29 protein-coding genes are annotated in these 23547 nt (G+C 62.8%); 26 read left to right on the forward strand and 3 right to left on the reverse strand.

The genetic code is table 11. The annotated features are described in order from the left end of the window. Positions 1 to 12 precede the first annotated feature (12 nt). Entirely contained in the window at positions 13 to 732 is a 720-nt protein-coding gene (locus ABD937_RS22915) for a hypothetical protein (RefSeq protein WP_345258366.1), read from the forward strand. A gap of 325 nt (positions 733 to 1057) precedes the next feature. On the opposite strand, the gene ABD937_RS22920 is transcribed toward ABD937_RS22915, so the two are convergent. Then, positions 1058 to 1675 (reverse strand): DUF4142 domain-containing protein, encoded by a 618-nt coding sequence (locus ABD937_RS22920; RefSeq protein ID WP_345258367.1) that lies wholly within the window; start codon positions 1673 to 1675, stop codon positions 1058 to 1060. Positions 1676 to 1991: 316 nt separating this feature from the next. Between ABD937_RS22920 and ABD937_RS22925 the strand changes: the two genes are divergently transcribed. The 22 genes from ABD937_RS22925 to ABD937_RS23030 all read left to right on the forward strand — a co-directional run bounded on the left by ABD937_RS22925 (position 1992) and on the right by ABD937_RS23030 (position 17609). Then, positions 1992 to 2468: a hypothetical protein gene (locus ABD937_RS22925; protein WP_345258368.1), complete on the forward strand. Its 477-nt coding sequence runs from the start codon at positions 1992 to 1994 to the stop codon at positions 2466 to 2468. A 688-nt stretch (positions 2469 to 3156) separates the two neighbouring features. Continuing rightward, positions 3157 to 3432, forward strand: a complete 276-nt coding sequence (locus ABD937_RS22930) for a hypothetical protein (RefSeq protein WP_345258370.1) — start codon at positions 3157 to 3159, stop codon at positions 3430 to 3432. Positions 3433 to 3488: 56 nt separating this feature from the next. Continuing rightward, positions 3489 to 3719: a hypothetical protein gene (locus ABD937_RS22935; protein WP_345258371.1), complete on the forward strand. Its 231-nt coding sequence runs from the start codon at positions 3489 to 3491 to the stop codon at positions 3717 to 3719. Positions 3720 to 3755: 36 nt separating this feature from the next. Further along, complete coding sequence (locus tag ABD937_RS22940; RefSeq protein ID WP_345258372.1) at positions 3756 to 4394, forward strand: hypothetical protein; 639 nt, start codon at positions 3756 to 3758, stop codon at positions 4392 to 4394. An 11-nt stretch (positions 4395 to 4405) separates the two neighbouring features. Then, entirely contained in the window at positions 4406 to 4843 is a 438-nt protein-coding gene (locus ABD937_RS22945) for a hypothetical protein (RefSeq protein ID WP_345258373.1), read from the forward strand. A 345-nt stretch (positions 4844 to 5188) separates the two neighbouring features. After that, entirely contained in the window at positions 5189 to 5755 is a 567-nt protein-coding gene (locus ABD937_RS22950; protein WP_345258374.1) for a hypothetical protein, read from the forward strand. A gap of 144 nt (positions 5756 to 5899) precedes the next feature. Beyond that, positions 5900 to 6334, forward strand: coding sequence for a hypothetical protein (locus ABD937_RS22955; RefSeq protein ID WP_345258375.1), 435 nt, complete (start codon positions 5900 to 5902; stop codon positions 6332 to 6334). A gap of 116 nt (positions 6335 to 6450) precedes the next feature. Beyond that, on the forward strand, positions 6451 to 7335 hold the full coding sequence (locus ABD937_RS22960) for a CE1 family esterase (protein ID WP_345258376.1): 885 nt from the start codon (positions 6451 to 6453) through the stop codon (positions 7333 to 7335). 278 nt (positions 7336 to 7613) lie between these two features. Continuing rightward, on the forward strand, positions 7614 to 8132 hold the full coding sequence (locus ABD937_RS22965; protein WP_345258378.1) for a hypothetical protein: 519 nt from the start codon (positions 7614 to 7616) through the stop codon (positions 8130 to 8132). Between the two features lie 45 nt (positions 8133 to 8177). Then, positions 8178 to 8708: a dihydrofolate reductase family protein gene (locus tag ABD937_RS22970; protein ID WP_345258379.1), complete on the forward strand. Its 531-nt coding sequence runs from the start codon at positions 8178 to 8180 to the stop codon at positions 8706 to 8708. 37 nt (positions 8709 to 8745) lie between these two features. Continuing rightward, positions 8746 to 9075 (forward strand): hypothetical protein, encoded by a 330-nt coding sequence (locus tag ABD937_RS22975; protein WP_345258380.1) that lies wholly within the window; start codon positions 8746 to 8748, stop codon positions 9073 to 9075. A 2-nt stretch (positions 9076 to 9077) separates the two neighbouring features. Further along, the gene (locus ABD937_RS22980) at positions 9078 to 9698 is read left to right on the forward strand and encodes a hypothetical protein (RefSeq protein ID WP_345258381.1); all 621 of its coding nucleotides are present in this window, start codon (positions 9078 to 9080) and stop codon (positions 9696 to 9698) included. Between the two features lie 115 nt (positions 9699 to 9813). Beyond that, positions 9814 to 10284 carry a hypothetical protein gene (locus ABD937_RS22985; protein WP_345258382.1) on the forward strand — a complete coding sequence of 157 codons (471 nt, stop codon included), beginning with the start codon at positions 9814 to 9816 and terminating at the stop codon, positions 10282 to 10284. 52 nt (positions 10285 to 10336) lie between these two features. Then, entirely contained in the window at positions 10337 to 11572 is a 1236-nt protein-coding gene (locus ABD937_RS22990; protein WP_345258384.1) for a DUF418 domain-containing protein, read from the forward strand. Between the two features lie 95 nt (positions 11573 to 11667). Further along, entirely contained in the window at positions 11668 to 12690 is a 1023-nt protein-coding gene (locus ABD937_RS22995) for a WD40/YVTN/BNR-like repeat-containing protein (RefSeq protein WP_345258385.1), read from the forward strand. A 260-nt stretch (positions 12691 to 12950) separates the two neighbouring features. Further along, positions 12951 to 13352: a hypothetical protein gene (locus tag ABD937_RS23000; protein WP_345258386.1), complete on the forward strand. Its 402-nt coding sequence runs from the start codon at positions 12951 to 12953 to the stop codon at positions 13350 to 13352. 104 nt (positions 13353 to 13456) lie between these two features. Further along, the gene (locus ABD937_RS23005) at positions 13457 to 13804 is read left to right on the forward strand and encodes a penicillin acylase family protein (RefSeq protein ID WP_345258388.1); all 348 of its coding nucleotides are present in this window, start codon (positions 13457 to 13459) and stop codon (positions 13802 to 13804) included. A 98-nt stretch (positions 13805 to 13902) separates the two neighbouring features. Further along, the gene (locus tag ABD937_RS23010; RefSeq protein WP_345258389.1) at positions 13903 to 14328 is read left to right on the forward strand and encodes a hypothetical protein; all 426 of its coding nucleotides are present in this window, start codon (positions 13903 to 13905) and stop codon (positions 14326 to 14328) included. A 50-nt stretch (positions 14329 to 14378) separates the two neighbouring features. Then, the gene (locus ABD937_RS23015; RefSeq protein WP_345258390.1) at positions 14379 to 14876 is read left to right on the forward strand and encodes a hypothetical protein; all 498 of its coding nucleotides are present in this window, start codon (positions 14379 to 14381) and stop codon (positions 14874 to 14876) included. 23 nt (positions 14877 to 14899) lie between these two features. Then, positions 14900 to 15655, forward strand: coding sequence for a hypothetical protein (locus ABD937_RS23020; RefSeq protein ID WP_345258392.1), 756 nt, complete (start codon positions 14900 to 14902; stop codon positions 15653 to 15655). 350 nt (positions 15656 to 16005) lie between these two features. Continuing rightward, positions 16006 to 16689 carry a hypothetical protein gene (locus tag ABD937_RS23025; RefSeq protein ID WP_345258393.1) on the forward strand — a complete coding sequence of 228 codons (684 nt, stop codon included), beginning with the start codon at positions 16006 to 16008 and terminating at the stop codon, positions 16687 to 16689. A 113-nt stretch (positions 16690 to 16802) separates the two neighbouring features. Continuing rightward, on the forward strand, positions 16803 to 17609 hold the full coding sequence (locus ABD937_RS23030; protein WP_345258395.1) for a class I SAM-dependent methyltransferase: 807 nt from the start codon (positions 16803 to 16805) through the stop codon (positions 17607 to 17609). A 114-nt stretch (positions 17610 to 17723) separates the two neighbouring features. Here ABD937_RS23030 and ABD937_RS23035 read toward each other — a convergent pair whose 3' ends face one another. Next, on the reverse strand, positions 17724 to 18551 hold the full coding sequence (locus ABD937_RS23035; protein ID WP_345258396.1) for a DUF3667 domain-containing protein: 828 nt from the start codon (positions 18549 to 18551) through the stop codon (positions 17724 to 17726). 152 nt (positions 18552 to 18703) lie between these two features. Here ABD937_RS23035 and ABD937_RS23040 point away from each other — a divergent pair, with 152 nt between their 5' ends. The 3 genes from ABD937_RS23040 to ABD937_RS23050 all read left to right on the forward strand — a co-directional run bounded on the left by ABD937_RS23040 (position 18704) and on the right by ABD937_RS23050 (position 20865). Continuing rightward, positions 18704 to 19357 carry an alpha/beta fold hydrolase gene (locus ABD937_RS23040; RefSeq protein ID WP_345258397.1) on the forward strand — a complete coding sequence of 218 codons (654 nt, stop codon included), beginning with the start codon at positions 18704 to 18706 and terminating at the stop codon, positions 19355 to 19357. A gap of 196 nt (positions 19358 to 19553) precedes the next feature. Continuing rightward, positions 19554 to 19736, forward strand: coding sequence for a Thivi_2564 family membrane protein (locus ABD937_RS23045; RefSeq protein WP_345258399.1), 183 nt, complete (start codon positions 19554 to 19556; stop codon positions 19734 to 19736). Positions 19737 to 19992: 256 nt separating this feature from the next. Further along, positions 19993 to 20865, forward strand: coding sequence for a hypothetical protein (locus ABD937_RS23050; RefSeq protein ID WP_345258400.1), 873 nt, complete (start codon positions 19993 to 19995; stop codon positions 20863 to 20865). 140 nt (positions 20866 to 21005) lie between these two features. Here the strand turns inward: ABD937_RS23050 and uvrB are convergent, their stop codons facing one another. Further along, on the reverse strand, positions 21006 to 23042 hold the full coding sequence (gene uvrB / locus ABD937_RS23055; protein ID WP_345258401.1) for an excinuclease ABC subunit UvrB: 2037 nt from the start codon (positions 23040 to 23042) through the stop codon (positions 21006 to 21008). Positions 23043 to 23547: the final 505 nt, after the last annotated feature.

Genomic DNA, 23547 nt, shown 5'->3' on the forward strand with positions numbered 1-23547 from the left:
CTCGTCCTGCTTATGCGTGCCGCTACGCTCCGGAAGCCCTCCTATTTCCTGGTCTTCGCTCTCGTAGGCCTCGCAGCCACATTGGTGGGCTTCGCCCGCACCTTCTTCGTGCCCCTGGCCGCGGGCACCTTCACTGCGCCCATCGGCGTGCACATCCACGGGGCCTTCGCCTTTGCCTGGGTGCTCCTCTTCGTGCTGCAGGCAGCGCTGGTGCAGGCGCGTCGCTTCCAGGCCCACCGCACGATCGGCTACCTCGGGGGCGTCGTTGCCCTCGGCGTTTCGGTGACCATGGTGCCGGCAGGCCTCTTCCAGGTAGACCGCGACCTGCGCCTCGGCCTCGGCGGTACCGCCTACTCGTCGATGCTGGGCATCCTTACCTCGGGAGCGCTTTTTCTCGGCCTCGTGATCGCCGGCATCGTGCACCGCCGGCGCGGGGCCCATCACAAGCGCTACCTGCTGCTCGCCACCATCGTGGTGCTGTGGCCTGCCTGGTTCCGCTTCCGTCATTATTTCCCGTCGGTGCCCCACCCGGAGATCTGGTTTGCCCTCGTGCTGGCCGACAGCCTGATCGTGATCGCCTGGGCCTGGGAGTACTACCGGTATCGCCGCATCCACCCGGTGTTGCTTTGGGGCGGCCTCCTCATCATCCTGGAGCAGTCGCTCGAGGTCTACCTGTTCGACAGTCCCGTATGGCGGCAGCTGGGCACGATCGTATACGGGCTTTTTACCTGAGCGCATAAAAAAAGCCACGGAGGGATCCGTGGCTTCGTGGGTGTTGAGGCAAGGCTTAGCGGCTGTTTGAGTTAAATGAGCCTCAGAAAACACTGAGATAGTCGGCCGCACGCCGTCGGCTGAAGCCTTTAGCGCGGAGGCCGAAGCGGCCTTGATGCACGACGGCACAACGGCGCGACGTGCAAAAACAATCTGTTCTTTTTACTTTTCGTCGTGCCTCCCGAAGCTTCGGGAGCGCCGTCGTGCCGTCGCGACAGGGGCGTCAGCCCCGCTCTCCGCGCTTGAGCGGTCCGATGAACAGGGATCGAATAAGTTGAACAGACTCTTAGCGGCTTGCCCCGTTGTTCAATTCGGCGCGCTCGGCCTTCGCTATTTCGAGGTGCATCTTGATCACGGGCAGCGTGGCCTCGGCGAGCTTGCGCAGCGCCTTGTTCTTCGCGCGGGCCGACACGGTGGTCATGGTTTGCTGCAGCGCCTCGTGGCCCTTGACGCCGCTCTCGTCGAGGTAAAGCTGGTCGAGCTCGGTGCCCGAAAGCGCTTCCACCTGCTTCGTAATGGCCTGGGCCGTAGCATCGGGCATCGCCGGCAGCGTGACGCCGGCCGCCGCGGCGATCTCCTTCAGCTTGTTGCTCACGCCGGTCTGCTCGTCCACTTCCGACTGGGCCAGCATCTTGACCGTCGGGTTGGTGGCGCGGGCCACCACCGCCTGGCTGATGAGGAGCTGCCGCATGCCACCCATGGCCACGCGCTCCATCAACTCGCGGTCTGTGGCCGAGGCCTTGTCCGTATCGGGCTTGATTTCGGCCACCTTCTGTGCTCCCTTCTCATTCGCTTTCCGGAACTTTTCTGTCGGCACATTACCGACCTGGTCGGGCATCTCGCCCTGGGCCTGTACCGTTGCTCCTGCGCACAGCAGCGCTGCTGCCATCAATAGTGCTCTCATGGTTTTTTGTTTAGGAAAACCGCGGCGCAAACCCTTTGCCAAGCCGCACTCAGCAGGAGCAGAAATTGGTGCCGGTGGAACGGGAAGCGCGGGCGTGCTGCCGGAGGCTTCAACAAAGAGTGCCCTAATGCCGCGCTGCCGCTTCCTGGCTACGGCCCGGGTGCCGCCGCAGATCGGGCAGGAAAGAACCCAGGCCACCGGGAGCGATCGGTATGCACAGGCGCCACACCGATGAGCCGCTGCCGGTAAGCGCCCGGATGGGTATCACCAGAGTCGGTGCACAGGCTCCAATCGATGTTGTATCTTGCCTGTATTCATGCCGACGCCAACCGTACATACCGAAGCCGAGTTTGTGGTGCGTGAGTCGCGGGTACTCAACGCGCTCATCACGATCGCCTTCGGCTTTATTTTCATTGCCCTGGTGTTCAACTTTCTCGGCTGGCTGGCGCTCCTGATCTTCGGGCCGCCGCTGCTGGTGTTCCTGCTCCGCCGCAAAAGCGGGGGCACGGTGTTCCGCATCAACACACACGGCCTGTATTATTACGGTAAGCTCGTCACCGACTGGGATCATTTCGTAAGTGCCCGCGTGGTGGAGGAGGAGGCCACGGGCAAGTTCTCCGACTCTTTTCACCTCTACGTGCAGTATACCCGCGAAGACGGTAACGTTTACAAGCGCCGCTTCCCGCTCACCAACACGCAAGACAAAGCCGAAGAGGAGATCATCGCCGCCATCCGGAGGTTCAGCACCCCACCCCCAGCCCCTCCCGGAGCGGGAGGGGAGCCGTGGGCATAGCAGGAGCACGCCAGTATTGAATACATCCCGGGTGCCGACGGCAACGGCTTCGCCACCAATGCAATAAAACCCGGTAGTGAATGCATCCCTAGGAACTGTGCCGATGCTTCGTTGCGGGCGCAAGGGATGCGCGCCTGGCAGCAATAGGTTTCATCAGATGACGCCACACCCCGTAGGGGTGCACGTTTGGTAGAAAAACGTACGGTTAAAGGGAACAGCACCCAGTAGGGGTGCGCGTTAAAGGCATTGCGGAGGGGGCAAACAGGCAAACGATCTTTTGCCTTCCGTCCCATCATCCGCAACGCAAGCATCTTTCTTCCGATGGGTCATCTTGCGGGTGCTGCCCTTTTGGGTAACGCGCATCCCTTGCGTTGCCGGCAAATCATCGGGCGCAAACGCCCGGGGTGCAGCAACCCGAATGCGAATGCCGGATTTGTCTGTGTAACGCCGCTTTCGGCAACGCATCCCCTGCCCCGGGAACGAAGCCGTCTGCAAGAGGATGCAGGTAATGCGAAAGGCGTTCCGGTGGGAGACGGCAATTCGAGTGTCTATCGGTTTTTAGGGATAGTCCCGCTGACGTTTCAAGATGCCCTCCTGATGCGCCCACTGCTTTACCGGCAACTCCGCCTATTGCCAAATCCCGATGGATGGGATGAACCGACTTGCGCGACAGCTTATATTCACGCTCATGAAGCGGCTCACGAACACCCGGCTCTCCTTCTTGATTGCCCTGGCCTACGTGGTAGCCGGCACGGTGTATGGCTACCGCTACTGGGTCGCGCTGGACGACAGTGGCCCCCTTACCGACGCCTTGCTTTATTCCTTCTATCCCGCCGCCATGCCCGTGGGGCTATTCCTATGGTCTGAGCGCAATCCGCTTCCCTACACCCTGCTCACCGAGGCCGTGGTGCTCCTGCTGCTGTGGGGCCTGCTGCGCCTCCTGCTCGGGTGGCTGCGGCCCTGAGGCGGCCGGCGTATCTTGCCGTCGGCAGCGCACACAACCGCTCCGCTCACCCATCGATGCGTACCCTCACCCGCATACTCGCCCTGCTCGTTACCCTGGTGGCGGCCCTCCTGTGGGGCGTCGTGATCGACTGCTTTCTTTCGGCGCGCGGCCGTACGATGGGCAACGAGGAATATGGATTCTATTCGTTCTTTCTCGTGCTCGCCCTGCTTTGCACCCTGCCCGCCGCAGGGCTCTGGTATGGGCTGTTGCGGAAGCGCCGTGCCGGGGGGACCGGGAAACGCTGATGCCGCCGGGGCGAATGCCTATCTTTAAGACACGCTATGAAACGCCTCCTCCTGCTTTGCCTCTTACTGGGCAGCACCGTGGCTGCCGGCGCGCAGGCGCCGCGCCGCGAGCCGCCTCCACCGCCCCCGCCTACGAGTGCCGACGGCGACCCCCGCTGCCGCCACGTGGCGCGGTATACCACCGCCCAGCGCCGCCGCTTCTACCCGTTCCGCAACGCCGATACGGTGCGCCTCGTGTCGTTCCGGTATCATTGCCGTAACTACCCGGTAGGCGCCGGCGGCCTCCGGCGCGACAGCCTCGTGGAAAGCGTGGCGCTGACGCGCGCCGAAACCGACGCGCTCACCGATCTGCTCTACAACCGCGTCTACCGAGGGCGGATCCACATCCTTTCGGTAACGGGCTGCTTCGTGCCGCGCAATGCCCTCGTGTTCCTCGACCGCGCAGGCAATGTAACGGCGTGGATCCTGCTTTGCTTTCACTGTCACAACTACGAGCCTTCGTCAGGCAAGGTGCGTTGGGGCGACGCCTGCAGCGATAAGATTGAGGAGCTGCGCCGCTTCTTCCGGAAGAAGGGACTTCAGTTCGGCACCGACCGCTCCATAGAGCGTTACCCCGGCGAAACCTTCGGCGACGTGCTCGTGCCCCCGGCCGAAGGCAGCGCCCCTCACCCCTGACACCCGTAACCATGATCGATCAACTCCCCTCCTTTGCCCCGATGCTGGCCGCGCGCCGCGCCGACGGTTCCGAGCCGACAGACGTTTATACGGCCCTCGCCGCCGAGCTCGCACGCGGCGGCACCCATGCCGCCAAGGGCCGCGCCGCCTTTATCCGCGACCAGTGTGCCGGCTTCGGGGGCAAGGCCGTCTTTGCCAAATACCGCGATGCCTGGGGGTTTCCGAAAGGCGATGCGGTGACGCTCGCCGACTTCCGCCGCGGCTTTCTCTACCGCTTCCGCGACAGCGGCGATGCCGCCCTGCGGGCCTGGTTCCTGGCAGCGCCGGAGGCCCGCGCCGTGCGCCGCTACGAGCGCTGGAGCTCCGATGCCGGCTTTCCGCAGTGCGTGGCGGTGCACGAAGGGAGCTATGAAGAGCTGGAAGCCGTTTTGAGATCGGGCGCGGCCTGAGCGGTTATTTGAATAATGTACTTTCCAAAAGCGCTAAAATGGTCGGCCGCAGGCGGCCTCTGCGCGCAACGGCGCTCCCGAAGCTTCGGGAGCGCCGTCGTGTCGTAGTGCAAAGGGGCGAAAGCCCCGCTTCCCGTGCTTGCACGGCTAGCTATCAAGATGGTGAATCACTCAAACAGCCACTGAGAATACGTGAAGTTTAAAGCGTCAGGCCCCGCCGGGGCGGAGTAAACTGCGAGGAGGAAAGTTCTGTTGCCGGACACTTTACCTCACGCTTCATTCCTCACGGATCACGACACGCGGCGGGGCGATCGCTTCCGGGACGACTTCCTAACTTTATCCTGCATGAGACGCCTTTTCCCCTACACCCTGCTGTTCGTGCTGGCTGCCTGCGGCGGCAGCGAAGGCCGTATCGCTACGGAGCCCCCGAAGGTGGCGGCCGCCCCCGGTTCCGCTGCCCCGGATACCCCGGCCCTGGCACCACCGCGGGCTGCCGACTCCACGGTGCCGGCCGGGAACGAATACGTGACCTGCTACGTGCTGGTGGCGGATACCGGCATGCAGTATGCCCCGCTGCGTGCGTCGATGATGGACCTGCGCGGGCCGCTGCGCCAGGAGGTAGACACCATGGGCCGCGGCTGGAACGCCGCAAAAGCGCTCATTGCCCTGCCCGACAACGACGAGGACGAGATTTACGCCGGCGACTACTACCCACGCCGCTACCCGACCACGACCCTTAGCCTCGAGTACCTGGACTTCTACGATACGGCGGCCCCCGAAAAGCGCATCGCCGTAGTGGCCGGTATCTACGAGTCGAAGGCCGGCGCCGACAGCGCGCTCCGGGTGCTGCGGCCCCTGCGCCCCGGGGCTTTCGTGCTGAAGTCGGAGATCTACATGGGCTGCATGCATTGATCTTCTCGATGAAATCATGCTGAATGACGTATGTTCCATCTGCCTTGCTCCTCCGCCTGTTTCACCCCGCCGAAGCTTTCGCGGCACACGCGGCTGTATGGCGGAACGGGCCGGCATTCGTATCTTAAAGCACAATCCCTCATCATGAAACCACTGGTTACCTTTTTGCTATGGTCTGCGCTGGCCAGCCCCGCCGTTGCGCAGGACGCCGCCCTCGAAGCCCCCGTACGCCGCTTTTTTGAAGGCTTGTCGCAGCTGAACGACTCGCTCGTGCGCAGCACGGTCACCGGCGATTTCCAGCTGCTGGAAGTAGGCGAAGTCTGGACGCTCGACACCTTACTGCACCATATGGCGCCCATGCGCGGGAGGGGCATCCGCCGCGAGAACAACTTCTCCTTCCTGCGCACCGAGCAACAGGGCAACAGTGCCTGGGCGAGTTACCACAACACGGCTGTCTTCAGCACGGCTGCCGGCCAGCAGCAAACGATACGCTGGCTCGAAAGCGTGGTGCTGCTGCGCATCAACGGAGTTTGGAAGATCCGGATGATGCACTCCACGCGGATCCAGGACCCGAAATGACCGCCCCCGCTGCCGCTTATTTTTGATGGATCCCGGCATAAGCCCGCAACAGCCACCCGCAGCGCCCATCCCTGCCGGCGCCTGCGGAACCGGCTACCGCCTGAACAAACGCCCGCATGAAACAAAGCCTGCTTTTCTTATTGCTGCTCTGGACGGCCGCTGCCAGCGCGCAGCGCCCGATGATGTCCGACTCGCTGCTGATCGGGGGACGCGCCCGCAGCTTTCATTACTTCGAGCCGGAGGGCCCCTCGCGCGGCTTTCACCTCGTGTTTGTACTGCACGGGTCGGGCGGCAACGGCAAGGGCATGATGCCACCCCTCGCCCGCCTCGAGGCCCGCGCGTCCAGGGAGAAAGTACTCTTCGTATACCCCGACGGCTGGGGCCGCTACTGGAACGAGTGCCGCCGCTATGCCACGAGCCCTGCCAACCTACAGGATGTGAACGAGGGGGCGTTTTTCGAAGCCCTCATCGATCACTTCGCATCGCGCTATGGTACCGTGAAGGACTATGCTTTTGCGGTGGGCCTGTCGGGAGGCGGGCACATGGCCTATAAGCTGGCGATGACCCTGCCGCGGCGCTTCCCCGCCATCAGTGCCATCGTGGCCAACCTGCCCGATCCTTCCAACCTCGATTGCACGCCCTCGGGAACGCCGGTGTCGGTGCTCATCACCAACGGCACCGCCGACGGCGTGAACCCAGATGGAGGCGGCATCATGACCATCAACGGCGCCTCCTGGGGGCGTGTGCGCTCCACCTGGGGCAGCCTCGACTACTGGGCGCGCCTCGCCGGCTATAAAGGCAAGCCGGTTGCCGCGGCGGTGCCTGACCCCGACCCCGCCAACGGGCAGTCGGTGATGCGCTATACCCACCGAAAGGGCCGGCGGCCCGAGGTGACGCTGCTCCGCGTCGAAGGCGGCGACCACGCGTACCCAAAGGACCTCGACGTGTTCGAAGAGTCCTGGGCCTTTTTCAAGCGTGCGCTGCAGCGGATGCGGAAATGAGGTTCGGGTTTGCCGTTTGTTGTGAGGCGTGTCCTGCAACGGCCGGAGGCCGTCATTGCGAGCGCAGCGTCCCGAAGCTTCGGGACAATCTCCTCCGTTACGCGGAGTGATCAATACAGCTACTGCTATCGGAAACCCCTGTCAGGTAGAAATTGTCCTGTAAATTAGGGACACGAAGTTTGTTCTGCAGCCGGTGGGACGCGCAATGACCAGTTCGCTAAACGACGCGCGCGCCTCTCAAGTTTAATGGATCATTAGTAAGTCGTATGCATGTCCTGATGCTTTTCTTCCTCCTGATGCTGACGACGGCTGCGGGCGCGCAGGCGCCCCGCGTGCGCTGCACCGAGCGGCAGGTGAAGAGCAACGACCCGGAGATCAAGGATCCCGTGCTTCGCACGACCTGCTACCTGGGCTCGTATCGCTTTATCGAGACCGCGTTTCCGGACTATGCCGGTCGCTACGTAGAGCGGGAGCATTCCGTATTTGTACGGGTACAGGGCCGCTGGCAGCGCACCACCAACAGCCGCGTGTTCAACGGGCGGCAGGGCGAGCTGCTGGCGCGTATCAACCGCGGCATCCGGGAGGAATGGGAGGGCTTCCGGGCCGACAGCAACACCCGCGATTGCATGGAAGGCGTTGCGGCGCCGCCCCGCTACGGGATGAACGACCTCGCCATCTCCTTTCATGACGGCGCGATCTGGTTCTCGGTGGAATGGGACGTGCCGATGGCCTGCCGGGCAGTGGGCGGCGCCATCATAACGTTTCCGCTGAAGGACGTTGCGCAATACCTGCGCTGATCGCGTTCCCTGCATGCCGTACATTAGGGCCTACAATTTCTTCCGATGCGCTCCATCATCCTCAATCTTGCCGTGTCGCTCGACGGCTACATCGAAGGGCCCAAGGGCGAATACGACTGGTGCCTTACCGACCAGGACTATGGCCTCAACGAGCTGCTGGCGCGTGTGGACAGCTGGCTGATGGGCCGCAAGACCTACGAGCTGATGTGCACGATGCCCGACAACGGCGGCCTGCCGCGCATGAAGGAATACGTGTTCTCGCGCACGCTCACCGAAGTACGCGACGGCGCCACGCTGCTGCGGGGCGACACGGCCACCGAGGTGGCCCGCATCCGCTCGGAGCCGGGCAAGGACCTCTGGCTCTTCGGCGGCGCCGCGCTCACGGCTTCCCTCCTGAAGCTGGGCCTCGTAGACGAGCTGCAGCTGGCGGTGCACCCCATCCTGCTCGGCGGCGGCACGCCCCTCTTCCGCGGCATCAAAGAGCGATTGCACCTGGAGCTCACCGGCACGCAGGCTTACGATACGGGCCTCGTGGTGCTGCGCTACCGGGTGAAAAAGAGCGCATTGGTGGAGTGATCGGGAGGGCTTACTTTGGAAGACCACAATATTGCTTATGCAAAAACAAGTTCTGATCGCGATCCGCGATTCTGAGAAATCGGCGGGCGACCTGTTTTCCGAATACTCCTTTCCCGAGTTTCGATCGTTGGCACACAAATACTTCGAATTCGATACCCTTCAGGCTCATGGTATGTTTCCCGAAGCCTTTGAACGAAGCAGCATGTATTTGCGCGAAGCGATCCGCAACGAAGAACCAGAGATTACCGGACTATTGCTGGCCGATCACGATCAGTATCCCCCCAACCGGCTGAACCGTATACTTCAGAGAGACGTGTGGCAACACTATCTTATCGAATCGAAAAAGGCCCGCAACAAAAACAACTGACCATGTCTACCTGGACCGCTTTATACGTAGCAACCGACGACACCGACCGCGTGGTAGCAGCGATCAGCGACCTCGTACCGGGACTCGGCGTGAGCACCGGCCCTTACCCCCATGACCTCGGTACGTTCCGGGCCTTCTCGTCCGAGCCACCGACGCACCTGGCGGTGGGGCGCGCCGGTCCGGGCTGGACGGCAGTGCCGCACAACAGCTTCGAGGTCCTTGACGAATGGGGCATCTCCCTTTCCCGCGACCTTGCCACGCGCGTGATTGTGGTACAGGCGCAGAGCACCGCGAGCTCTTATTACTTCGCGCTTTACGAGAAGGGCGAGCAGTTGCGGGAGATCGCGATCTGCTCGAGCGACGATTCCGACGAAGTCAATGCCGGCGCCCCCCTGCCCTTTGAAGGCCCTGAGCCCGGCATCGAAACGGCGCACGGCTACATCTTCGACTATGACGCCATCGAAGCTTATTGCCGCCACTTCGGTCTTGAATTGGAAATCGATGAGGCGTCCCCGTGGACCACGCTCCGCCACCTGAAGCTTCATGGCCCACAACCCCTCCCCCCAGTGCCCACGGCCGTCCCTACCGCCACGGCAGGCAAGCCCTGGTGGAAGTTCTGGTAACGTAGCGCGATAAATTTCCAGTTAGCGGGAAGACGGGTACCGTACTACTACCTGGGCGACCCGGATTGACGCGGCGTTCGGGGCAAAGCCGGACCGGCAGCACCCGACCATTATTTTGAACCCTACAAGTTTCACCATGGCCTTCTTCGGACTCTTCAGGAAAAAGCAACGACCAGTGATCGAGGACGCCCTGTTCGGCACGATGACCTTTTTCGACGCGCGGCAGCCGGGCGACCGCTATCTCGAATGCCGCACCCGCTTTGCCGGCCGGCCGGTGGAAGTAACGATGGAGGCCGGGCCGGATGGTCCCTCGGAGGCCCAACGCGCTTTTTTCCGCAGCCTCGAAGCCGGTTACGACAGCCTGAAGGCGAAGCTGATTCCCCTGCTCGATGAGCAGCTCGCCGATTGGGAGGCCGGGCCCATCCGGGACTTCGACCGCGAGCTGGAGCTCGAGACGATCACGCTGCCGGCGGTGAGCGACGGACCGGTGCAATGGTCGCTTTGCTACGTGGTGCGGTCCATCCACCACTGGGCCACCTTCGAGCTTACCGACGGCACGCCCGACTCGCTGCTCATCGACGGCTAAGCGCGCGGCCGGCACTATTTCGTACCTTGATGTTCGGCCTCAACCCCTGCTTATGCCCCCACCCGCTCCCGGCCCCCGCGCCGACCTGCCCGACATCCTCCGCGGCTTTGCCCTGCTGGGCATCTGCATCGCCAACGCAGCGGTGCTGTCGCTCTACATCTTCCAGCCTCCGGCAGCGCAGGCGGCCCTGCCCACGGCCGTCACCGACACCTGGGCGCGCTTCTTCCACTTCACCTTCATCGACGGCAAGTTCTACTCGCTGTTCTCCCTGCTGTTCGGGCTGGGCTTCGCCATCATCTTCTTTGAGCGGAACGGCGCCAGCGGCCGCGGCCTCCGGTATTTCTACCGGCGGCTCGCCGTGCTCGCGGCCTTCGGGATAGCGCATACGCTGCTGCTGTGGGATGGCGACATCCTGCTTTTCTATGCCGTGTTAGGCGCCTTCCTGCCCCTGTTCCGCCGCTGCTCCGACCGCACGCTCCTGCTTACGGCGGCGCTGCTGCTGCTTTCGCCGCTCCTGTTCGATGCCGTCAAGGTGCTGACGGAGGGGCGCTGGAACCTGTCGGGCTGGGCGCTCGAACGCGCGAAGGCGCAGGATGCGGCCGCAGGCATTACCGAGGCCAACGTAGGGCAGTGGGCATTGGAGCATGACCGCTACGGCGACCTGCTTACCTGGAACCGCTCCGGCTTCTGGTGGAGCCTGCAGCTGCGCCTCGACAGCAACCGCGCGCCCAAAGTGCTGGCCCTCTTCCTGCTGGGCCTCTGGGCCGGGCGCAACCGCATCTACGCGGAGCCGAAGGCCCACACGGCACTGTTCCGGAGGGTGCTGCGCTTCGGCCTCCTCCTTGGCCTCCCGGCCGGCGCCGCCCATGCCTGGGCCGAGGGCGACGGCCGCAGCCTTCCCGCCGCCGCCGGTCTTCTCGACACGCTCACGTATGCGTTGAACACCGCGCCGCTTGCGCTGGCCTACGCCGCCGCCTTCGCGCTGTGGTACGCACGCCGCCCGGAGGCCCCGCTGCTGCGGCTGCTGCGCCCCGTGGGCCGCATGGCGCTCACCAACTACATCGCGCAGTCGGCCTTCGGCGTGGCGCTCTACTACGGCATCGGGGCCGGCCTGGGTGGCAAGGTGGGCCCCTCGGTGTTCCTGCCGGTGGCCGTGGCCTTCTTCTGCCTCCAGGTGGCGTGGAGCCACCTGTGGTTCCGCTATTTCGACTTCGGCCCGCTCGAGTGGGTGTGGCGGCAGCTCACCTACGGCCGCCGCCTCCCGCTCCGCCGCGTGGCGCTGGGCTGAAGCCCGGGAACACCGGCAGGGCCCATCCACCCTCCTGAGTCTTTCTGAACTTGATTTTCCGTATCATTACGGTAATCAAAACACCCACACCGACCATGAACCTGCGCACCTTCCTTGCCACCGCGCTCCTGTCGCTGGCCCTCCTTGCCTGCTCCCGCAACGACGACGACAGCCCCCAAGATCCCAACAACCCGAACCCGCCCGGCGGTGGCGGCAACAACCCGGCCTCCGGCGACACGCTCAGCGCCGGCTGGAGCCGCCAGTCCACAGGCCTTGGCGGGAACCTGGCCGACGTCTTCTTCACCGACTCGCTACGGGGCTATACCTGCAGCGACATGGGTATCTTCTACTCGGGCAACGGCGGGCGCAGCTGGACGCCGGTGACCGTGCCCGGCGGCAGCACGCGCCCCTTCGTCAACATCGGTGCCTGGAACGGCCTGGCGGTGGTGGCCGACCTGTCGAACGAACTCACCCGCACCATCAACCCCGGCTCGTCCGTGCGCACCGCGCAGGTGGCTACCGGCGGCGGCAATCCCAGTTTCCGCGACGTATTCTTCATTTCGGCCACGCACAGCTACGCCGCCAGCCAGCAGCACTTCTGGCGCTCCGCCGACGGCGGCGTCACCTTCGATACGGTCCACCGCTTCGCCAGCAACATCCCCGACAACGCGGCCCTGTTCTTCCTCGATGCGAACCGCGGCTGGATCTCGCGCCTCGACGGACTACACCAGACCACCGATGGCGGCGTCACCTGGACCCGCGTATCGAATATCGGCGGCACGGCCGGCGGCGTCCACTTCCTCCCCGACGGGCAAACGGGCTTTTTTACGGTCGGCTCCTTTGTATTCAAGACCACCGACGGCGGCAGCACCCGCATCCCGCTGTCGCTTCCGGGCATTACTGCCAGCCAGAGCGGCCTCGCCGACCTGTATTTCTTCGACGCGCAGAACGGCTATGTATCCGTGCAGAACAAGATCTTCCGCACCTCCGATGGCGGCGCCACCTGGACGCTCGTGGCCCGTACGGCGCAACCCCTCGTCGAGCTGCACTTCACCGACCCGCAGCACGGCTGGGCCTGCGGCCTCAACGGCACGATGCTCCGCTTCCAGCAGCCCTGAGCACCTATCGCCAGGGAGTCCCCGGGCAGCAGTCCGCGGGTAGCTACCCGTTGCCCCTCCGCCCCAGGGCTGAAGCCCAGGTATTACAGACAGGCCGCCCCTCCGGGGCGGTTTGTCATATAGGCAACTAACGGCTGCAGCTGCTTGTTACTGAATTACTTTGCGCCCCTGCCCCTCCGCTCCCCTCAGGAGGACAATAGCGGGCAGAGCCCCATTACCCCATTAGCACATTACCCCATTACCCCATTAGCACATTCGAAATGCGTTTCCTCCTCGCCCTCTCTTACCGGATCTTCCGCACACCCTTCCCCGGCTGGGTGCTGCTGGCCATGACGGTGATGAGCGTGCTCACGGCGGTGGTGAAGGCCCTTTGCTGGGCCGTGCTGCCGGCGGCACTGCGTCCCGACGTGCTGCGGAGCGCCTTCCAGCTCGCCCCCTTCGGGTTCATCCCGATCGCGGTGCTGCTCGCGCTCGGCGAGTTCCGCTGGAAAGACACCTACGCCGAACGGCGCCCCGTGGCCCGCTGGCCCCTGACGCGCTGCCTGCTGCTGTTCACCATCTGGGTCTTGGCCTTGCTCGGGCTCTTCGGGTTCAATGTGCTGGCCCACCCGGCCCACCCCCCGGCCCCCTCCCCAAGGGAGGGGGTGCATGCAGCTCCGTAGGAGTGTTTCCCGGACTTAGAGGCTACCGGATTCCTGTCTGGCGCCCGTAGGTACTTCCGGCCTTCTTCGTATCTTCCTGCTGCACCGGAAACCAAAACCACCTGTTGCGCCTGCTCGCCCTCACCCTGCTGCTGCCAGCCTTCGCCCGGGCGAGCGCTTCAGCGATGCCCGGCTTTATGGGCTCGCTCTTCGCCTACTCGGCGGCACGCAACGGCACCCGCAACGGCTACGGCACGAGCGGCAATACCTACGTGGCGGTGGTGGAGCTAGGCCCGAAGCTGCGCGTGCGCTCCATCTTCCCCTACGGCCAGAGCGGCGACCCCGCCTCGCCCCACTACTTCGACCAGGCGCCGCGCTATGCCGAAGGGAAATTCAAGGAGGCACCGTTTTACCGGGAGGAGGTGCAGCAGCGCGCGGTGCGGAGCTATCATCCGGGGCACGGGGCGCGGTAGCGGGCGCCGGCTCTTTACCGAACCACCCTGTAGCCCGGGGTCAACCTTTTGTAACCACCTTTTTTCTGATGCTTTCGATAAATGCGTACTCCCGGATGATGAAATGGATCCTTCTGTTAGCGATCGGCCCATGCGGGATGAGCGCCGCGGGTCAGCGTCCTGATTCCTGCTCCCGCCATGACCTGAAGCCCATTAACTACCCGATCTACCTCAAGGGCCTGCCCTTCCGCGACAGCGCCACGATGGATGCTGCGTACCTCCGCAAGGGCATCGAGCTCGGATCGCCGGGCAAGGCGAAGGTGATCGGCTTTACGGTGATGAAAGACTGTGACGGCTGCGACATCGTCGATGTGACGGTTTGCGGTCCGAAGGCCGACCCGATGAAATACCCGGCGTTCTTCAATAGGATCGGCGATTGGGGATGGCTGATGTTTTACAACATCAACATCGAAGTGGACGGGCGACGGTATCAGGCGCCGGAGTTCAAGGTAGTGCTCCGTAGGGCTGCCGCGAAGCCGGAGTAACCGAACGGCGCCCCCCGTATCGTAGAAATGCGGTAACCTTGAGGGAATTTATGACCCAGGCCTTTCAGAACCGCAGCGGTGATTTCCGGATCGGCATCGACGGAAGCACACTGGTAACCGAACACACGGGCCGCCCGGTGCGGGTAGAAGCGCCCTATGTGCGCTATATCCTGCAGTACCGCAGTGGCGGCTACCTGATCGACACGTCCACGACATTGCCGGAGATCCGCATTCCGGCCGACATGAGCGACCCCGATGCCCTGCGGGCTGCGCTCGGAAGGGTTGGCCCGGTGATCCGTCAAAGCCGGTTCCTGGCGGCGCAGCGCCCGCTGCAAGCCATCAATATGGCGCTGCTGATCGCGCTTTGCTTCGTACGGCAACCGGTGGCGCTTTGGGCCATCGCCGCCTGGTTTACGCTGGTGACGCTGGTGAGCGTTCTCGACAACCGCCGCCTCTCCGCGGTGGTGCCCGTGCCGCGCCTGGCCAACGTGGTCAACCTGCTGACGCTGGCTGTCGTATGGGGCGTTGTGCTCTACAAGCTGCTGTAGGTATTCGTACCTTTTAAGGGTCTATGCGTACCGCACTCCTGCTTTGCTGCCTTCTCTGCGGAGGGCTCCTTGCCTGCCGCGAGGTGCCGCGCGTGCCGCCGCTCCCTGCCGTGCCGCCGCCGGCCGACAGCCCGGTGCAGCAGCCCTATCCGGGCCTGGCAGACGAGTATGTAACCGACACGATCGCGGAGCAGCTGGCGGATAGCAGCACGGTAGGACGGCCGGGGCGCAGCAAGATCGGGTTCACGCACTTCCTGCTGCCCGACAGTCATTTCGTGGTGCTCCGCTACTTCCGCAGGGAGGGACGCCGGTGGCGCCTCGTGAACGAGTACGTGTTTCCGAAAGACGATGTGCTGCCGGCGGCGGTCCGGCTTGAAGACCTGACCGGCGACGGTCATAAAGACCTTAGCTACGTGTCGGCCGTGGCGGCGCGGGGCGGCAACGAGGTACGCCGGCTCTTCGTGTACCATCCCGGCCGCGATACGCTGACCTATGTAAAGAATTCGGACGACTATCCCAACCTGCGCTACAACCGCGACCTCCGCTGCCTCGACGCCTTTGCGCTGCACGGCGCCAGCACGACCTTCTTTCTCCGCCTGCGCCGCGACAGCCTGCAGCGGTTTGCGAGCGTGGACCTGGGCGGTGGGCTTACCGTGAGCGAGTACGACGCGCGGGGCAACGAAACCGTGATCTTCCGCGATCCGAAGGAGGAAGCGCAGTATGTGCGGTACAAGAACTACAAGCCGCTGGTGGTGAACCGGGATCGGGACGAAGAGTAAAAGGCCGAGGCGCTCCATGCCGAGCGGAACCGGTTCCTCCGCGGCATCCTAGGCGCCGTTACTAAGAGTCGGAGTTTATCAGGCGGCGTGTATGCCAAGAACCCGTAGAAGCTCCGCGACTTCGGGCTGATAGTGGATCATACGCCGAGAAAGAAGGCGGTGACGGAAGGATGAACAGGAAAGCCGGGCTACACGCCCGGCTTTCTTTATTTTTAATACGAAGAGATCGAATCAATCGCTTCAGGCATTTCCCGCCGCAGTGAATCAGCTCAAGACCGAAATGGACGGTTTGCCTGCTGTGTGTGAAAACAGGATCGAGCCCAAAAACAAAGTGCAGCCCTGATCGTATCATGACGAAAGTAGTATTAGGCTTTGGCAACAGCAGCAAGGCTCCGCTGAAGGCATGGGAGCCGCTTCATTCCGACTGGAAATTTTGTGTGCTGGATTGCTGGTCGGTAGTTCAAAAGCTGGAAATACCCGAAGAGAAAGTGGATGAAGACGCACCCACATTCTTCACCGACCACAGCTTTTTTATTGAGGAGCCGGCCGTAGCGGTGCGCTTTGGCGCCGACAAATACCAGTACACTGAAACGGCGGACATCATTCGATTCCGCCCGGATTACCAACGCTTGTTGCATACCGAGCGGGAAGCGCACCTGACCTCCGTGCTGTCTGAACTCCAAGGGGTGGATCAATTGATTGTGTTGGCCGACCTCTCCGCTCCCCTCACCCGCAGCTGGGGACCCGGCGTGCTCCCCGCCATTGCTGGTGCCGGCGCATCGGTAACCCTTGTTTCGCTTTACCCGGGAGCGCTGCACGGTGCACTCGCCACACGGGAGGCGCAAGCCTTTTCAACAGCCCTGATGGAGCCGGGGATCTTGCATTACACGTTGTTTTGGGACGAAGTGGCACAGGACTGCGGCCACATGTCGATCGCTTCGTTTTTCAGCGTTTGTGAAGGCCTGCTGGCTGATGCCCTCGGTAACGTACTGCGGAACGAGGTGCCGGACCCACAGTGGTTCCACATCGTCTGACCGCTTTGCGGCGACTCCGTTGTTGGGTGATGTTCACAATCGGCTGCCATACTTCCCTTCTTTACGCCGGAGTGCTTACCTTGACGCGGGCATCGAAACAGGTGCTCTCCTCCATGACCCACTCCAACTACATCATCGCCGGCGGCGCCGAAGGCAAAGAGCGCCTCGCGGTGCTCGGCAACGTGCTCAATCCCGGAACGCTGAGCCTCCTGCAGCGCCTGCACCCGGAGCCGATCGGGCACTTCCTCGACCTCGGCTGCGGCGGCGGCACCGTGGCGATTGCCGTAGCGCAAAGTGAATTGGCCCGCAACGTTACCGGCGCCGACTTCGACGCCACCGTGCTCGAGCTCGCCAGGCAGGATGCAGCGGAGGCAGGGCTCACGAACATCCGCTTTGAAACCGCCGACGCCACGGCACTGGACCTCCACCAACAGTTCGATGTCGTGTACGCGCGCTTCCTGCTCTCGCACCTCACCGATCCGCCCGACACGCTGAAACGCATGGCCCGTGCCGCCCGCCCCGGCGGGCTCGTGCTCGTGGAGGACATCGATTTCTCCGGCCACTACTGCGCGCCCGCCAGCAGCGCGTTTACCCGTTACCTCGAGCTGTTTGTAAGGGCCGCCCGCAACAACGGGCAGGACCCCGACATCGGGCTGCGGCTGTTCCGGTTATTCCACGACGCCGGTCTCGAGGACATCGGCTTTTCGGTAACGCAGCCGGCCTTTCACGAAGGTCCCGGCAAGTGGATGGGCTATTATACGCTCGACAAGATCTCCGGCGCCGTGCTCCGCCAGGGCCTCGCCACGCAAAGCGAACTCCAGGCCACCCTCGACGAGCTGAAGGCCTTCACCGCCGACCCCAACAGCATCATCAGCCTGCCACGCGTGTTCCAGGTTTGGGGGAGGAAGAGGAAGGTTTAGGGGGTTTAGGGGGTTTAGAAGGTTTAGGAGGGTTCAGGAAGGTTTAGGAGGTTCAGGAAGGTTGCTGGCGCCAGCCATTAGCACATTAACCCATCAGCACATTACCACATTATTTCATCGCAGCGCTTTGAAGCCGGTGGCGATATAGATGCCGATAGCGGTGCCGGAGAGAAAGAACCAGAAAGCCGTGGCGGCCAGCGATACGAAGGCGGCCTTACAGGCGGCGCCGGCGCCGCGCCGGTTGATAAAGTAGTAGTAGAAAACGGCGCCGTAGGCCACCTGCAGGCACAGGTGCAGCGACACCAGGGGCAGCGACCCGCTGCCGCCCAGCCGCACGCCCAGCAGCGCCGCTACCGGCACCATCAGCAAGGCATACACGAGGTTGGTGAAGCCGACCATGAAGAGCCCTGCCACGAGGTGCTCGGCGTAATTGTAGCGGCCCTTCCGGTAAAACAGCCAGAACAGCAGCGTCGTGAGCGGCACCGCCACCATGCTCACCACGTTGGAGTACTTGCTCATGAACGTGATCACGCGGTGCTGCCGCTCGTAGACCATGATGTACTTCGCCTGCTTCACCGAGTCGGTGATGGCGGCTACCTCCGGGTGCGCCTTCAGCACGTCGAAGCTGGGCTTCGGGGCGATGGTAGAAGCCACGAGCACGAAAAGGGTACCCACGATCAGGAAGAAGTTGAGGGGCGGAAAGGTTGCCTTGCGCCGGCCGTCGACGTACCTGCGGGCCACGGCGCCGGTGCGGGTGGCGAGGTTGCGTACCAGGGAGAGGATGCTCCGGTCGGCATGGGTGAAGTAGTGCCAGGCCTCATGGGCGATCTCGTGCAGCGACAGCCGGTGCAGGCGCGTGCGCTGGCTGCAGGCCGGGCAATACGTGTAATCGGGCGACAGCGGGGCAGCGCAATTGAGGCAGGTGGCAGGCGATTCGTGCACGTCAGTTGGTTTAGCAGCCGGCAAGGTAGGAGTTTTGGGAGGTTCAGAAAGGTTTAGAAGGGTTCAGGAAGGTTGCCGGCGCCAGCCAACCTCACTGAACCTTCCTGAACTCTCCTGAACCTTGTTCGTATTCCCCCATTACCTTGCACCCAATGACCCTTTACCTGATTCCCGGCCTTGGCGCCGACCACCGCGTGTTCGGGCGGCTCCGTTTCCCCGAAGGCGCCCGCATCGTGTACCTCGACTGGATCCCGCAGGAGCAGGGCGAAGACCTCCGGCAGTATGCGCTGCGGATGGCCGAGCGCATCGACCGCAGCGCGCCCTTTGCGCTGGTGGGGCTTTCGATGGGCGGCATGGTGGCCACCGAGATCGCGCAGGTGCTGCCGGCAGCGCGCACCATCCTCATCTCGAGCGCCACGGCCCGCCGTCAGCTTGCGGCCTATGAGCGCGCCCTCGGGCGCCTGCATGCCGACGCGCTCTTCCCGGGCATCCTCCTGAAGCAGCCGACACCCATCCACTTCTGGCTGCTCGGCGCTTACGATGATACTGCCCGCGACCTCGTTCGGGCCATGCAGGGCGACGCCGACCCCGGTCACTTCAAGTGGTCGCTCCGCGCCATCCTCGACTGGACCAACGAGGCGGAGCCGCCCGGCCTCGTACGCATCCACGGCTCCAACGACCACCTCATCCCGATCCGCAACCTGCCGGAGGTACACCACCGCATCGAGGGAGCCGGCCACTTGTGCCTCGTTACCCACGCGGCGGAAGTTTCCGCCGCGCTCGAAAAGGTTCTGGGAGGTTTTTAAGGTTCTTAGGGTTTTGGAAGGTTGATGGTTCAGAGGAGTTCAGATAGGTTGCGTGCGCCAGCCAACCCCTAAAACCCGAGAACCCCTAAAACCCGAGAACCCCCAAAACCTTTTCCCTCCATTACCCCATTACCCCATCAGCACATTAGCACATTGCTCAGGCGCGCTCTTTGCATGGGTGGATGAAAAGCCATCTATGAGTCTCATCAACATCGTTATCGTACTGGTCGTGGTCGGCGTCGTGCTCTGGCTCATCAACCGCTTCATCCCGATGCAGGGTACCATCAAGACCATCCTCAACGTGGTGGTGATCATCTGCGTCATCCTCTGGCTGCTCAAGGCCTTTGGCATCTGGGGCGGCGCCACACCCGGCCTCTAGCGCATAGGCCTTGCCGGTAGGTACGTCTCCTCCTGCGAGGGGGCGGCTGTTCCGCGTGCGTCCCTGACCCCCGGGCTGAAGCCCGGGGTTACCGGCATATTGCCCCTCCGGGGCAAGGGCTCCCGGATCAGTATCCGGCGCGCACGCATCCTCGTTCCACCTCACCAGCCAAGGGAATGCCGGTGGTATCAAGGGCGGCTTTTCCGGTGGATACGGTTCGGCAGGCGTATCTTTAAAAGACCAACCGCCCCTGACGATGGCCCGCTTTGTTTTCCTGATCCTTGTGCTGTGTGCTTCTGCTGGCCTTGCCGAAGCCCAGCGCAGCCTGATCGCCGGTACGTACGTGGCGCTCATTCGCGACGATATCGGATACGACAACTGCTGTACCCTCAATGAGGTGCTGCAACTGGATACTGCCGGCCGCTTCCGGTATTACCGACTCAACGACCAGGGCGATTACTCCACCGAGCACCTGACTACAGGCCGGTACGTTGCCGGCGCTCACGAGCTGCGGTTCGAGCCGGACAGTACGAAGCGTCCGAAACCCTGGTTCCCGAATGATCCTATGGATGCACCTTTCCACGACACGCTGCTGCGCACCGGCACGCCGCACCTGCGCTCCAAAGGCCCGGTGCAGTTCATTGGCGGCGGAAGTAACGAAGTGGTGACCTGGTACCGCATCAACTGGCAGCAGCTGGATTCCCTTCACCTTCATTATATGATCGCAGGCGATTCGACGGGCGGCAGCAAGCTGCTCTTTTTCACGCGCGGCAAGCCGCTTGTTTTTTCCTACAGCCTGAGCCGCTACTATATACGCGACAGTGCCGGGCACGCGGCCACCGTCCAGGGCACAGACGAGATCCGCATGACGCCGGCCCGGGAGCAGGAGCTGATTCGCCGCCTGGAAGCCGGTCCGGTGTTCGAAACCCCGCTGGATCCAGAAAGCCTGTATAACCCCGCCTTCTCCCTATCGATCTACGCCGGTGGCCAGGTCATCAAGGCACATGGAAGCTACCTGTCGCCAGCGCTGGCTGCATGGCTGCTCGGGCCTTTGTTAGCGGGGGAGCGTATCGCCCACCGGGAGGCTGCCTGGTGGGGTTATCCCCGGGTACCACACGCAAAGCGATGACCGCACACGAAAAAGCCGCCGGAACTCCGGGCGGCTTTGCGCTGATCTGCCTATCAGCTAATTAACTCATGAACATCAGCACAACCTGTACCGCAGCATGCAGGATTACCCCATTAGCACATTACCCCATTAGCACATTGCTATTTCACTTTCATGCTTTCCAGTTGCTTCTGCATCGAGAACATCTCGTCGCGGAGGCGGGCGGCTTCCATGAAGTCCATGTCGCGGGCGGCCTTCTCCATGTCCTTCTTCGTTTTGTTGATGGCCTTTTCGAGCTGGGGGATCGTCTGGTATTCGGAGCCGTCGTCGGCGGCCTTCGACACCGGGATCTCGGGCACGGCCAGCGGGGAGTTTTCGTCGTAGCCCTTGATGTCGAGCACCGAGGTCTGCGCCATCACCTGCTCGATCGACTTGCGCACCGTGGTGGGCGTGATGCCGTGCTTCAGGTTGTAGGCCACCTGCTTCTCGCGGCGGCGGCTCGTTTCGTCGATCGTACGCTGCATCGACTCGGTGATCGTGTCGGCATAGAAGATGACGAGGCCCTCGGAGTTCCGCGCCGCGCGGCCGGCGGTCTGCGTGAGCGAGCGCTCGTTGCGGAGAAAGCCTTCCTTGTCGGCGTCCAGGATCGCGACCAGCGACACTTCGGGGAGGTCGAGGCCTTCGCGGAGCAGGTTCACGCCCACGAGCACGTCGATGGTGCCGAGGCGCAGCTGCCGCAGGATCTCGATACGCTCGAGCGTGTCCACGTCGGAGTGGATGTAGCGCGACTTGATGTCGATCTTAGCGAGGTACTTATCCATCTCCTCGGCCATGCGCTTCGTGAGGGTGGTCACGAGCACGCGGTCGCCCTTCTTCACGCGCTTGTCGATCTCCTCGAGCAGGTCGTCGATCTGGTTTACGGAGGGGCGGATCTCGATGGGCGGCTCCAGCAGGCCCGTGGGGCGTACCACCTGCTCCACCACCACGCCGCCGGTCTGCTCCAGTTCATAATCACCCGGCGTAGCGCTCACGTAGATCACCTGGTGCGCGAGCTTCTCGAACTCGTGGAAGTTGAGCGGGCGGTTGTCGAGGGCGGAGGGGAGGCGGAAGCCGAAGTCGACGAGGGTGAGCTTGCGGCTGCGGTCGCCGCCGTACATGCCGGAGATCTGCGGCACCGTCTGGTGGCTCTCGTCGAGGAGGCAGAGAAAGTCTTTCGGGAAGTAATCTAATAAACAGAAGGGACGCGTACCCGGCTTGCGGCGGTCGAAGAAGCGCGAGTAGTTCTCGATGCCGTTGCAGAAGCCGAGCTCGCGGATCATCTCGAGGTCGTATTCCACGCGCTCCTTAATGCGCTGCGCCTCGATGAACTTGCCGACGCTCTTGAAGTATTCCACCTGCGCCGCGAGCTCGTCCTGGATCTCGTAGATGACGTCGCGCATAATGTCTTTCGGGGCCACGTAGAGGTTGGCGGGGAAGATGGCGCAGTTGTCGAAGGAGCCGATGCGCTTGGAGGTCTGCACGTCGATGCTTTCGATGGACTCGATCTCATCGCCGAAGAAGGTGACGCGGTAGCCGACGTCGAGGTAGGGGAGGTTGATGTCGACGGTATCGCCCTTGACGCGGAAGGTGCCGCGGTTGAACTCGATGGTGGTGCGGGTATAAAGCGAGGAGACGAGGTCGTGGAGGAAGCTTTGCCGCGACTTGCGCTCGCCCTTTTGGATCCGGATGATGCCGCTCTCGTAGTCGGTGGGGTTACCCATACCGTAGATACACGATACGGAAGCAACCACGATGATGTCGCGGCGCCCCGAGAGGAGGGAGGTGGTGGCGCGGAGGCGCAGCTTGTCGAGCTCCTCGTTGATGTTGAGGTCCTTCTCGATATAGGTATCCGTAGTGGGCAGGTAGGCCTCGGGCTGGTAGTAGTCGTAATACGACACGAAATATTCCACCGCGTTATCCGGGAAGAACTGCCGGAACTCGCCATAGAGCTGGGCCACGAGGGTCTTGTTGTGCGTGAGTACGAGGGTCGGCTTCTGCACGTTCTGGATGACGTTGGCCATGGTGAAGGTCTTGCCGGAGCCGGTGACGCCGAGGAGCACCTGGTGCGTGTCGCCGGCCAGCACGCCTTCCGTTAGTTGTTTGATGGCCGTTGGCTGGTCGCCGGCGGGCTGGTAGGGAGCCTGAAGTTGAAAGGGCATGCCGTAAAGATACTAAAGGAATTAGCGTTGCGGAGGGAGGAGGAGCGAGTTTAACAAGGGGAGAGGAGGAGTACTTGAATAATTGAGTACATGAGCATTTGAATACCTGAGGACGCTGACGCCTGCAGGGGGGAGGAGGGGTGAGGGTAGGAGGTGGAATACTTGAATAATTGAGTACATGAGCAATTGAGGAACAGAGGGAGGCTGACGCCGGATGAGGAGGGGTGATGGTAGGAGGTGGAATACTTGAGCAATTGAGTACATGAGCAATTGAATACTTGAGGGGGCTGTCGCCTGCAGGGGGGAGGGAGGAGGGGAAGGGGAGGAGGGGGAATACTTGAGTACTTGAGTACATGAGTACGCGAATAACAGAGGGGGCTGACGCCGGACAGGAAGGAAGGAGAGCTGTAATAGTTAGGAGTTGATCTGACAGTTCGGGTTGTTTGGAGGGTTATTCAAAAGGATTTGGATTTTAGGATAAGGGTTGATTGAACTGCGTGTCGGG

This window comes from Flaviaestuariibacter amylovorans (genome assembly GCF_039541815.1).
Taxonomy (GTDB): domain Bacteria; phylum Bacteroidota; class Bacteroidia; order Chitinophagales; family Chitinophagaceae; genus Flavisolibacter; species Flavisolibacter amylovorans.

Bases quoted from the DNA above. Each gene is read 5' to 3' on its own strand.
- ABD937_RS22915 (WP_345258366.1), top strand. From the start codon at position 13: ATGCGTGCCGCTACGCTCCGGAAGCCCTCCTATTTCCTGGTCTTCGCT.
- ABD937_RS22920 (WP_345258367.1), bottom strand. From the start codon at position 1,675: ATGAGAGCACTATTGATGGCAGCAGCGCTGCTGTGCGCAGGAGCAACG.
- ABD937_RS22925 (WP_345258368.1), top strand. From the start codon at position 1,992: ATGCCGACGCCAACCGTACATACCGAAGCCGAGTTTGTGGTGCGTGAG.
- ABD937_RS22930 (WP_345258370.1), top strand. From the start codon at position 3,157: ATGAAGCGGCTCACGAACACCCGGCTCTCCTTCTTGATTGCCCTGGCC.
- ABD937_RS22935 (WP_345258371.1), top strand. From the start codon at position 3,489: ATGCGTACCCTCACCCGCATACTCGCCCTGCTCGTTACCCTGGTGGCG.
- ABD937_RS22940 (WP_345258372.1), top strand. From the start codon at position 3,756: ATGAAACGCCTCCTCCTGCTTTGCCTCTTACTGGGCAGCACCGTGGCT.
- ABD937_RS22945 (WP_345258373.1), top strand. From the start codon at position 4,406: ATGATCGATCAACTCCCCTCCTTTGCCCCGATGCTGGCCGCGCGCCGC.
- ABD937_RS22950 (WP_345258374.1), top strand. From the start codon at position 5,189: ATGAGACGCCTTTTCCCCTACACCCTGCTGTTCGTGCTGGCTGCCTGC.
- ABD937_RS22955 (WP_345258375.1), top strand. From the start codon at position 5,900: ATGAAACCACTGGTTACCTTTTTGCTATGGTCTGCGCTGGCCAGCCCC.
- ABD937_RS22960 (WP_345258376.1), top strand. From the start codon at position 6,451: ATGAAACAAAGCCTGCTTTTCTTATTGCTGCTCTGGACGGCCGCTGCC.
- ABD937_RS22965 (WP_345258378.1), top strand. From the start codon at position 7,614: ATGCTTTTCTTCCTCCTGATGCTGACGACGGCTGCGGGCGCGCAGGCG.
- ABD937_RS22970 (WP_345258379.1), top strand. From the start codon at position 8,178: ATGCGCTCCATCATCCTCAATCTTGCCGTGTCGCTCGACGGCTACATC.
- ABD937_RS22975 (WP_345258380.1), top strand. From the start codon at position 8,746: ATGCAAAAACAAGTTCTGATCGCGATCCGCGATTCTGAGAAATCGGCG.
- ABD937_RS22980 (WP_345258381.1), top strand. From the start codon at position 9,078: ATGTCTACCTGGACCGCTTTATACGTAGCAACCGACGACACCGACCGC.
- ABD937_RS22990 (WP_345258384.1), top strand. From the start codon at position 10,337: ATGCCCCCACCCGCTCCCGGCCCCCGCGCCGACCTGCCCGACATCCTC.
- ABD937_RS22995 (WP_345258385.1), top strand. From the start codon at position 11,668: ATGAACCTGCGCACCTTCCTTGCCACCGCGCTCCTGTCGCTGGCCCTC.
- ABD937_RS23000 (WP_345258386.1), top strand. From the start codon at position 12,951: ATGCGTTTCCTCCTCGCCCTCTCTTACCGGATCTTCCGCACACCCTTC.
- ABD937_RS23010 (WP_345258389.1), top strand. From the start codon at position 13,903: ATGAAATGGATCCTTCTGTTAGCGATCGGCCCATGCGGGATGAGCGCC.
- ABD937_RS23015 (WP_345258390.1), top strand. From the start codon at position 14,379: ATGACCCAGGCCTTTCAGAACCGCAGCGGTGATTTCCGGATCGGCATC.
- ABD937_RS23020 (WP_345258392.1), top strand. From the start codon at position 14,900: ATGCGTACCGCACTCCTGCTTTGCTGCCTTCTCTGCGGAGGGCTCCTT.
- ABD937_RS23025 (WP_345258393.1), top strand. From the start codon at position 16,006: ATGACGAAAGTAGTATTAGGCTTTGGCAACAGCAGCAAGGCTCCGCTG.
- ABD937_RS23030 (WP_345258395.1), top strand. From the start codon at position 16,803: ATGACCCACTCCAACTACATCATCGCCGGCGGCGCCGAAGGCAAAGAG.
- ABD937_RS23040 (WP_345258397.1), top strand. From the start codon at position 18,704: ATGACCCTTTACCTGATTCCCGGCCTTGGCGCCGACCACCGCGTGTTC.
- ABD937_RS23045 (WP_345258399.1), top strand. From the start codon at position 19,554: ATGAGTCTCATCAACATCGTTATCGTACTGGTCGTGGTCGGCGTCGTG.
- ABD937_RS23050 (WP_345258400.1), top strand. From the start codon at position 19,993: ATGGCCCGCTTTGTTTTCCTGATCCTTGTGCTGTGTGCTTCTGCTGGC.
- uvrB (WP_345258401.1), bottom strand. From the start codon at position 23,042: ATGCCCTTTCAACTTCAGGCTCCCTACCAGCCCGCCGGCGACCAGCCA.